This is a genomic window from Mycobacterium asiaticum (genome assembly GCF_001668675.1).
Classification (GTDB): Bacteria; Actinomycetota; Actinomycetes; order Mycobacteriales; family Mycobacteriaceae; genus Mycobacterium; species Mycobacterium asiaticum_D.
This window is the reverse complement of sequence record NZ_LZKQ01000026.1, coordinates 1-9,857: the sequence shown is the minus strand read 5'-3', so window position 1 is coordinate 9,857 and position 9,857 is coordinate 1. Positions and strand designations below refer to the sequence as shown.

Annotated in this window: 4 protein-coding genes and 3 pseudogenes; 2 read left to right on the top strand and 5 right to left on the bottom strand. The window is 69.4% G+C overall.

Annotation, left to right across the window (positions count from 1 at the left end):
• Positions 1–1,075 (top strand): annotated as a pseudogene (locus tag A9X01_RS30305) (Hsp70 family protein); the annotation flags it as partial.
• A 6-nt stretch (positions 1,076–1,081) separates the two neighbouring features.
• On the opposite strand, the gene iniC reads toward A9X01_RS30305, so the two are convergent.
• From iniC to A9X01_RS02095, 5 genes and pseudogenes are all read right to left on the bottom strand, one after another.
• A complete protein-coding gene (gene iniC / locus A9X01_RS02115; protein ID WP_065119086.1) occupies positions 1,082–2,575 on the bottom strand; it encodes an isoniazid-induced dynamin-like GTPase IniC in 1,494 nt (497 codons plus the stop codon).
• A complete protein-coding gene (locus A9X01_RS02110) occupies positions 2,572–4,413 on the bottom strand; it encodes a dynamin family protein (protein WP_065119085.1) in 1,842 nt (613 codons plus the stop codon). The genes iniC and A9X01_RS02110 overlap by 4 nt, the downstream gene beginning before the upstream one ends.
• A gap of 103 nt (positions 4,414–4,516) precedes the next feature.
• Positions 4,517–5,260: a hypothetical protein gene (locus A9X01_RS31755; RefSeq protein ID WP_155771877.1), complete on the bottom strand. Its 744-nt coding sequence runs from the start codon at positions 5,258–5,260 to the stop codon at positions 4,517–4,519.
• A 1,911-nt stretch (positions 5,261–7,171) separates the two neighbouring features.
• Positions 7,172–7,336: pseudogene (locus A9X01_RS32355) on the bottom strand (IniB N-terminal domain-containing protein); the annotation flags it as partial.
• A gap of 276 nt (positions 7,337–7,612) precedes the next feature.
• A complete protein-coding gene (locus A9X01_RS02095) occupies positions 7,613–8,164 on the bottom strand; it encodes an Rv0340 family IniB-related protein (protein ID WP_065119083.1) in 552 nt (183 codons plus the stop codon).
• 204 nt (positions 8,165–8,368) lie between these two features.
• Here A9X01_RS02095 and A9X01_RS02090 point away from each other — a divergent pair.
• Positions 8,369–9,857 (top strand): annotated as a pseudogene (locus tag A9X01_RS02090) (isoniazid response ATPase/transcriptional regulator IniR); the annotation flags it as partial.

Genomic DNA, 9,857 nt, shown 5'->3' with positions numbered 1-9,857 from the left:
TGCTGTCGGTACCGGCGCCGGCCTGCAGCTGACCCGCACCGCCCTCGAGCAACTGATCTCGGGCCCGCTGGACCGATTCATCTCAGCAGTCGGAGATGTGTTGCAGCGCAATGGTATTGGCAACCTGGCTGCGGTGGCGACGGTGGGTGGTGGCGCGGGCATCCCGTTGATCACGACCCGGCTGTCGGAACGGCTGCAGGTGCCGGTATTCACCACTCCGCAACCGCTGTACGGGGCCGCGATCGGTGCGGCGACGCTGGGCGCCATCGCGCAATCGGACGCCGCTGCGCCCACGGGTATGAGTCCCGCCGCCGACGTGCCCACCGGCGCCGTCGGTGCGGCGGGTCTGGCCGGCGCCGGGGCCGCCGATGCGACTGCCGCATCCCCCACCGCGCCCTCCCCGACCACCGCGGTGCCCACCGAGGCGTTCCCCGACGAGGCCCGTCAGACGACCGACCGTGCGCTGGCCTGGTCCGAAGACAGTGGCACCGGGATGGAGCCGGTCCCCTACACCGGCCCCGCCGACTACACGGGTCCGGTCGAACCGCCGCCGGGAGTTGGGTATCCCGACGCTGATCAGGACCGCTACCCCGCCGAACCGGACGTCCCGCCCTGGTACAAGCGCCCGGCCATTCTGTTGAGCCTGGCCGGCGCCGCCGCGGCCATCATCCTGGCGATCGTGCTGGCGTTCACACTCGGACCGAGCGACACCAAACCCGTCACCACGACATCCCAACCGCCGCCGATCACCACCACGGTGATCGGAACCGACAACAGCCCCACCGAAACGGTGATCACCCCTCCGCCCGTCACCGTGACCTCGACGCCGCCGTCCAGCACGACCACCAGCCCACCGTCGAGCACCACATCATCGACGTCGACCACCACCCCGTCGACCACCACCACCACGACGACGACTCAACAGACCACCACCACGCAGCCCACCACGACCCAGCCGACCACCACCAACCCGCCGACCACCACGCAGCAACCGCCGACCACTACGCAGCAGCCGCCCACCACCAGCGCGGCGCCCGCGCCGTCGACCAGCGCGGCGCCCGCGCCCGAGACCTGATCCGGCTCAGCGACGGGCAGGAAATTCGGCCAGGATTCCCTCGGCGCTGCGCACCGCGGCCCGGCAGGCACGAGTGGTGAACGGGTCGTTGAGAGGATGCTCGGCTCGCCGCCGCCACCACCGCGCGGCCGCGAACGCCGCCCGCGGGGGCTCCTGCGGGTCGAGCCTGCACAATTCGGGATCCAGGCCCAGTCTGCTGACCGGGTCGGTGCCCGACCCGCCCAGGATACGACGCAGCGACGACATCTCTTCTGCATCGAATCTTGTTGTACGCGAGGCTAACTGGCTGAGCAACCGAAGTTCCTCGAACGCATGGGTGTCGGCGAGCAGCGGGTCGATGTCGGCGATGACGTACGGCGTGGCCAGGACCGGGTGGGTTTCGACGAACTTGCGCAACGACACCAGCGCGGTGTGCGCCTTGAGCATGTCGGAACGCTGCGCGAATTGCTGGTCGATCACTTCGCGCAGCGCCACCAACCCGCTGCGCTCGAGCAGTTCGGCGGCCAGGCTCGTCGCATCGGCGACCCCGGCCGCCAGCACGGCGATCGAGATCCGGATGCCGAACATGCCGAACCGCTCCAGTAGCTGCGCGCGAATTGGTGCGTCCACCGGCAGCGGGCTGTCCGGTCGGACGAACCGGTCCACACTCAGCAGCGCCTTGTTCAACTCGGCCGGATCGGACTCGGCGAGTTTCTTCAGTGCGACGAACTCGCCCTGCCGCAGGGTGCGCGCCGTCATTGCGAGCAGCCCCGACACCGGAACCACGGCCTGACAGATGCCCGTCTGGTTCATCTCGCTGGTGAACCGCTTGGCGACGTCGCTGGCCGACAACATCGCGTCGATGCGACCGGCACCGATCTCGTCGGCCCGCGACGCGACGCCGATGATGCCCAGCGCACCGGCCGAGCCACCGACGAGGCCGCCGATCTGTTTGAGCAGTGCGATGTCGGCCGCGTTGAGGGTGCGCAGCAAGAACACCACCGCGTCCACGCGGGGCACTCCGTCGGCGGGAACCAGCAGTTGCAGGGTGCGCTCGGAAGCCTCGCGGGTCAACGACGAGGTCCCCGGGGTGTCAATGATGGTGGTGTGCACCAACTCCTGAGCCGGCCACTCGACGTGCAGGTCCAGCACATCAGCGGGATTGACTCTGCTCAGGTCGAAGCTCAGGCCGTCCCGGTGGGTGATAGGGACGTTGCTGCGGCGTCCACCGCGGTGGTTGGCGGTGACCTTCGGGGTGGGGCCGTGCCGGAACCAGGTCACGATCCTGGTCGCTTCGGTTGCATCCGTCGGCGCGATATCGTCCCCGACCAGGGCATTGACCAGGGTGGACTTTCCGGCTTTGAGGGTGCCGGCCAACGCGATGCGGATGGGCTCGTTGAGGCGCGCGCCGATGCGTTCCAGTTCGTAGAAGACGTCCGCGCGGTGGCGGTAGGCCGGTTCCCCCCGGTAGGCCTCGATGGTGCCGCCCAGGATGGCGCGGACCCGATCGCTTGTGCTCACCCTCGTCCTATGGTCGCCCGTACCCTCAGTTTGTCTAAGTTTTCGGTGACCTGGCGCAGGATGTCCAGTTGCCGCTCCAATTCGCGCACCCTGGTGTCGCGTTCGACGCCTTCCATGTGAGCGGCGGTGACCGTGGCTTGCAGTGACTCGTTCAGCGATTGACTCAGCTCGTTGGCGATCTCGCGGTAGTGGTCGCGCAGGGTGCGGTGGATCGTCTTGAGCCGGTCGCGGGATTCCTTGCCCACCACGAACGAGACCTCGTCGACGAAGCGGCGCAGGTTGGCCTTCGCCTCCGCGCGGGCGCGCAGAACTCGGCCTTCCTTTTCTTCCTTATAGGCCATCCGGCCGAGTAACAGCCCGGCTCCGACCGATACCGGGTTGAACAGACCCAGGCCGGCCACCGACGACAGCATGCCGATCATCACCACGCCCCCGTAGGAGCCGCGCAACCCGGAAATCATCTTCTGGCCCTTACCCTGCGGCTTGGCGTCCAGTTCGGCCAAAGCCTTGAGCTGGTCGAAGTTGCCGGCCATCAGGCGCGAGGTCAATTCGGGCGACATCACCGAGTTCAGCCCTGCGTCGTTGAACGAGCGGGCGACGTCGAGGGCCAGCGCCTCGGCCCGTTGGTATGCCCAGACGAAATTGTCGCCGACCGCGGTGGCCACCGCATCCTCGGCATCGGCGCCGATCTCCGCCCAGTGCAGGGTCGGGTCGCACGAGTCGATCTGCCGCTCGATGTCGTCGGTCAGGGCACGGAACCGCGCGCGCAGGTCGTGGTCGACGTCGTTGCTCAGGTCGGTGAATCCGTCGTTGAGGACCTGCTGCCACAGCGCGGTCGCCTGCAGTGCCTCCTGGGCTTCCTGCTTGCGGCGTTCCAGGTCCGCAGTGAGCCGATCACGCACCTGTGGATCGTTGACGACCGACAGCTCGGAACTGGCGGACACGGTCAATTGCTCTGCCGCCGAACGGATCTCGGTCAACACCTCATCGCGTATCCGGTCGTTTTCGCGGGACAGCACCTTTTCGCTGAGGAACTTGACGATCGCCGGGAAGTTGGATTCGGCGTTGAGTTCCTTGTCGTTGAGGCTGACGGCGTGGCTGCGCAGCAGCGACGAGACCGGGATGATCGGCATCGGCACCCGGGCGCGGTGCAGGTGGGCGGCGTTGGTGTTGACGATGTCGCGCCAGCGCGGATACAGGTCGGTTTTAGTGGCCACCACCACGCCGACCGGGCAGACCTGATGCGCCTTGCGCAGGAACCACATCTCCGGTTCGGTGAACTCCTGGCTGGCATCGCTGACCATCAGCAGGGCATCCGCGTCCGGCAGCAGTCCGAGGGTCGCCGACAGGTGCGGCTGTCCGTGACCGCCGACGCCCGGGGTGTCGATGAACGCCAAGCCGCCCTGCAGCAGCGGGCTGGGCGCGCCGATCTCCACCCGCAGCACGCGGCGGCCGCCGGCTTGCGGCGCCTGACGCAGGTCGGTGTTGATCGCATCGACGGGGAGGTCGACGGTGGTGGTCTCACCGTTGGGCCCGGCGGCCAGGACAAGCCGGGCGGTTGGCTGCGCGCTGTAGCTCACGACCGTGATGACCACGGTGGCCTCATCGTCGCCCACCCGCGCCACGGGGAGGTTCAGTAGCGAGTTGAGCAGCTGGCTCTTGCCCTGCTTGAGCTGGCCGGCGATCACCACCCGGATCTGCGGGTCGGTGATCCGCGTGCGCGCACGTCGGAGCCGCTGCACCAGATCACCGCGCTCGTGGAGTTCAGCGATAGCGATCGTGTGGTCGATCAGCTCGACGATCACGCTGACCCGGCGCGGGTCATCGGGTTGAGCCACCGTGCTGCCCCCCTTTCTCGATCGCGTGCCTGTCAGAACACGGTAGGTGCATAAACCGGCGGGGACCATGAAGGTCCCCGCCGGTGTTCGCCGATCGGGCTAATCAGAACCCGTGATGGTCGGCCGCGCCGTGCGTCCCGGGGACGTCGGTGTGCGCCGGCGGCGTGTGTGCCGCGGGCGGCTCGTGGCCGAACACCGAAGGGCTTTGCGGCTCGTGGTGAGTCGGTTGCTCGATCGGCTGATGCTGCTGCGGGGTAACCACCGGGCCGTGGTCGGCCGGAGCCGGGTGGGTCGGCGTCTCGACCTGCGGGGCCGGGCTGTGCGGGACGTTGATCACTGGCGGGTTCGTGCCGCCGTGGCCGGCGTCGCCTTGGCCCGTCGTGGTGCCCGGCGTCTGGATGACCGGACCGTGGCCACCGCCAGTCGGCGGTGTCGTGCCCCCGCCGGTACCGGCACCTGTGCCACCGGTCTGGATGACGGGGCCCTGGCCGGACGGGAACGTCGGTGTGTGGTCACCCGGAGTGACGCCGCCCGTTCCCGCACCGCCACCCGCACTGCCGGGCGTACCAGCGGTGCCGGGCGTACCGGCACCGGCCGGGACGCTTCCGCCGCCGAGCGTCGTACCTTCCTGGCCCAGGATGTCGCCGTGTCCACCGGCGCTACCGGTGGCCGGCGCGTGCGTGCCGGGGCCGGTCGCAACGCCACCGGGGGCGTTCGCCACTCCGCCCGGTGCAGTCGCCACGCCGCCGGGTCCGGTTGCTATGCCGCCGGGTCCGGTTGCTACGCCGCCGGCTCCGGACGCCGCGCCGACGGGAACCGTGCCGGGGCTACCCGCGGTCACAACCACAGGGGCACCTGGCTCGGCTGCTCCGGGAGAGGACAGGGGCTGGGGCGCCGGGTGGGTCCCTGCACCGCCGAGGCCGAGCCCTGCGCCGCCCACGCCGCTGGACTGCCCGCCTACGCCGACACCCCCGATGGGGCCGCCGACCTGCGGCGTCGCGGCGCCATGCAGCGCGGCGCCTTCGCTGGCAATCAGCCCGGCCTGCGGGGCCGCGCCGGCACCCGCGTTGATTGCCGGGTTGGCGCCGACGTTGCCCAGCGCGCCGAGGTTGCCGGTACCGGCGATTCCGCCACCCGCAGCCGCAGCGGCCTGGCCACCGACAGCCGCTTGGGTAGCGAGGCCCGCTTGGCCCGCAAGGCCTGCCTGGCCTGCGATGCCTGCCTGACCGGCGAGGCCCGCCTGACCTGCGATGCCCGCTTGGCCCGCCAGCCCGGCCTGGCTGCCAGCCGCAATGCCGGCCTGGCCACCGGCCGCAATGCCGGCTTGGGCACCGACCGCTCCGCCGACCTGCCCAGCGGCGCCAATTGCACCACCGGCCTGGCCACCGACCCCGATTCCACCACCGAGTCCGCCGCCGATGGCGCCGCCGGCCTGGCCACCAATCGCACCACCGACCTGGCCACCAACACCCACGGCACCGCCGACCGCGCCACCAACCTGGCCACCAACACCGACCACGCCACCGGCTTGGCCACCGATCGCACCACCAACCTGACCGCCAACACCGATCGCACCGCCGGCCTGCCCACCGACAGCGCCACCGAGAACGCCACCGGCCTGGCCACCAATCGCACCACCAACCTGGCCACCAACACCGATCGCACCGCCCGCCTGGCCACCGACAGCCCCACCGATCACACCGCCGGCCTGGCCACCAATCGCACCACCAACCTGACCACCCACGCCAACAGCGCCACCGACCTGACCACCGACAGCACCACCGACCTGACCGCCAACACCGATCGCACCGCCCGCCTGCCCACCGACAGCCCCACCGATCACACCGCCCGCCTGGCCACCAACCGCACCACCGACCTGGCCACCAACACCAACGGCACCACCAACGGCCCCGCCGACCTGACCGCCAACGCCAATCGCGCCCCCAGCCTGGCCACCAATCGCACCACCGACCTGGCCACCAACACCCACGGCACCACCAACGGCCCCACCGACCTGACCGCCAACACCAATCGCGCCCCCAGCCTGGCCGCCGATCGCACCGCCAACCTGACCACCCACACCAACGGCACCACCAACGGCCCCGCCGACCTGACCGCCAACGCCAATCGCGCCCCCAGCCTGGCCACCGATCGCACCGCCAACCTGGCCACCAACACCCACGGCGCCACCGACCTGGCCGCCAACTGCCCCACCGACCTGACCACCCACACCAACGGCACCACCAACAGCGCCACCGATTCCGGCCTGCACTCCAATGCCGGCCTCCACACCAATGCCAATGCCCACACCCGCTTGCGCGCCGACACCTACTCCGGTGCCAACGCCGAGGCCGGCACCCGCACCGATTCCGGCTTGCACGCCGAGATCTACGCTCAAACCGGCCTGCGCACCGACGCCTACCCCGGCGCCGAAGCCGCCGGTCGGCTCGACGAATGCCAACCCAGGAGCGACGCCCGGAACCACGTCGGCCGCGGGCTGTGCAACCAGCCCGGCATTGACGCCACTGGCCAGCCCAGCTCCGGCACTGCCGGCAAGGAATCCCGCGTCAGCGGCGATGACGCCCGCATCGCTGGTAACAGCCCCGACGTTGCCGATTACCGGACCGGCGGCGTTCAAGGCCGGCCCGGCATCAGGACCCACAAAGGTGGGTACCGCACCAGGGTCCGAGGTGAACGGGGTCAGACCGTGCTGGTCGGCCACCGCCTGTCGGAGTCCGATGATCGGATCGTCCGACGAGAGCGCCACTCCCGGCACCGCCGTCGCGACGGCCGAGGAAACCTCCGCCGGCGACACGTTGACCAGTCCGGCGTTGGTCATCGCCTGCCCAGGGGCGGCGACAAAAGACCGCGCCGCCTCTTCACTGCGAAACAGGCTCAGGATGTAGTCCACAAGCGAGGTCATGTCGTTCCCCTTCAATTGGAAGCTGTAGCTTCTCGCCGCCGTGTGCGGCGCCCTGCAATAAACGTATGGACTTCGCCACTTCCCCGAATCGGGGTCGACTCCCCCAGACTTGGCAAAGCCCCCAGGGGTGTGTCAGGCAAATTCATTAGGGGATTAGGGGGTGATTCTCAAGTCCCTAAAACAAGCGCCGACAAGCCGACAGAGCGGGCGTTTGCGCATGTCAACGCGATCCGATACCGCGAACCTGCGACGGATTGGTTGACGAAAAGGGCGTTCTCAGCCGTGGATGCCGAAGCCGTGGTGGTCGGGCGGGGCGTCGTGTGAGTGCGCGTCGGGGTGAATCACGGAGTGATCCCAGATCCCGGGGTCGTTGACCGCGAAGCCGCCGTGGTCGAAGGCCATTTCAGGCAGTTCTCCACCCGTGAGCAACACCGAGGGTTCGTGATGGACAACGCCGGCCGGTTGAGCAGGCACTGCCGGTTCTCCCGGCGCCGGCGCGGCCGGATGACTGATCACACCGCCCGTCGGACCGTGCTGCGACACGCCCGCCGCCGGAACATGAGGAGTGAAAGCGTCGAAGGCTGCCGTCGCGGCCCCGCTCGCCCACACGTTGCCGTGATCGGCCACCTGCGCGCCTCCGCCACCTACCGATGGCGCGGTCATGGACAGCGAATCCGACACTACGGGGATCAGATTGTTGACATCCGCGCTGGTCACATCGGTAAGGTGAGCGTCCGCGATGGCCTGCGCGGGGTTCGCGGCATACCGCGCGGCGGCGTCGGGATCGCGCACCAGGGAGATCACGAAGTCGAGCAGGGAATTCGCCACGATCCACCTCCTCGACACATGTCCAACATTTTCGGCGCTAGCAAAATGCTATCTACTCACCAGCAAGCCGTGTTCGGTGCCAACCCCGCCCGCCCCGAGGCATCATTAGGGGGTGCTGCATTAGGGGAAACACGGGGCTACGGGGCCTCGACCCTGAGGTGAGGTGGCGCTGCTGAGCACCAGTAGAGCACAGAGGGCAGGGGAATGACCGACTCGCTGAGTTCCGCGATCGAGTTGCCACATGCCGCTCGCCAGCTGGTCGAGGACCTCGCCAATGCCGCGACCGAACCGGTTCAGGCCCTGGTCACCGGGGGTGTTGGCACTGGCAAGTCCACGTTGCTGGCCACCGTGCGCGACAACCTGCGCCGCGCCGGTCGCACCGTGCTCACCCGTCCGCCGCGAGACGACGATCCGCCCGGCGCCGCGCTCGTCGTCGACGACGCCCACCTGCTCCCAGACCACGACCTGGACCGGCTCACCGAACGGGTCGTCGAGGCCCGGCTTACGGTCGTCGCTGCGGCCGAAGCGCAGGAGCAGCGTCCCGCGCTTCGATCCCTCGCATTGGCGATCGAACGCGAGCGACCGCGGATATCGCTGGGCGCAGCGCCGTCCGCCGGCCACATCTTGGACTGCACAGCAGGTCTGCCCTTTCTCCTGCGCGCGGTCGGCGAGAGCAACCAGGCGCCGGAACATACGGCCAGGATCGCGCTCACGGCGCGGTTGCATCGCATCGACGAGCCAGTGCTTGATGCCCTTCTCCTCATGTCGTTGACCCACGAATTGGGCGCCGCCGACATCGCGGCGGCACTCGACATCCCGGTACCGGACGCCAGGACGCTGGTCGACCGGGTCCGCGCGTGCGGGCTTGTCGAACCATCGCATCCACCCAAATTTCTGCGGCTCGTCCACGACGCAGTCGCCCAAACCGTCGGCAATGCACATCACCGCGAGATCGAAACGTCGCTGGTGCGTTCCCAACTCGACGTCGCCACGATGTCGCCAGACTTCGCGTTGCAGCTGGCCGAACATGGGCTGCACGACGACCGGCTGGCCGCGATCCTCGCCCGGCATGCAGACCAGACCCGAGCCCAGCCGACCCGCACCGCGCGCTTGTACCGGGGCGCGGTCCAGGCCGGTGCCATGGGGCTGACGTCCCGATTGGCCGACGCCCTTGCCCTCACCGGTGACTGCCCGGCGGCGACCGCGCTGGCCGACGATCTGCTCGGCTCACCGGATGCCGGCGAGCGTGCCGCGGCGGTGCGCATCGCGGCCAGCGTTGCCGCACACGACGGCAACACCGGGCAGGCCGCCGAGCTGTTCGCCTGGCTCGGCCCCTACCCGGACTCGGTGGTCGGCTCGGCCGCCGCCATCGTGCTCGCCGCCACGGGTGACCTGGCGGCAGCACGGGTCGCGTTACGCATGAAGGACTCCGGACCGCCGACCATGGCCGCGCGCGCCTCCCGCAGTCTTGCCGAAGGTCTTCTGCTGACGATGGAACAGCCTTATCCGGCCGCCATGTCCCGGCTGAGTCAGGCGATCGCGGTCGAGCAGCCGTTCGGAGAGGCGTTTCCCGACAGTCCGGCCGCGGTGGTGACGCTGGCCGCCATTCACGGCGGCGACCCGGTGCGGGCCCACAGCGTGATCGGCCGGGCGGTGCGATCCGGCCCGGAGGCGCCGTTCCTGGCTCGACACC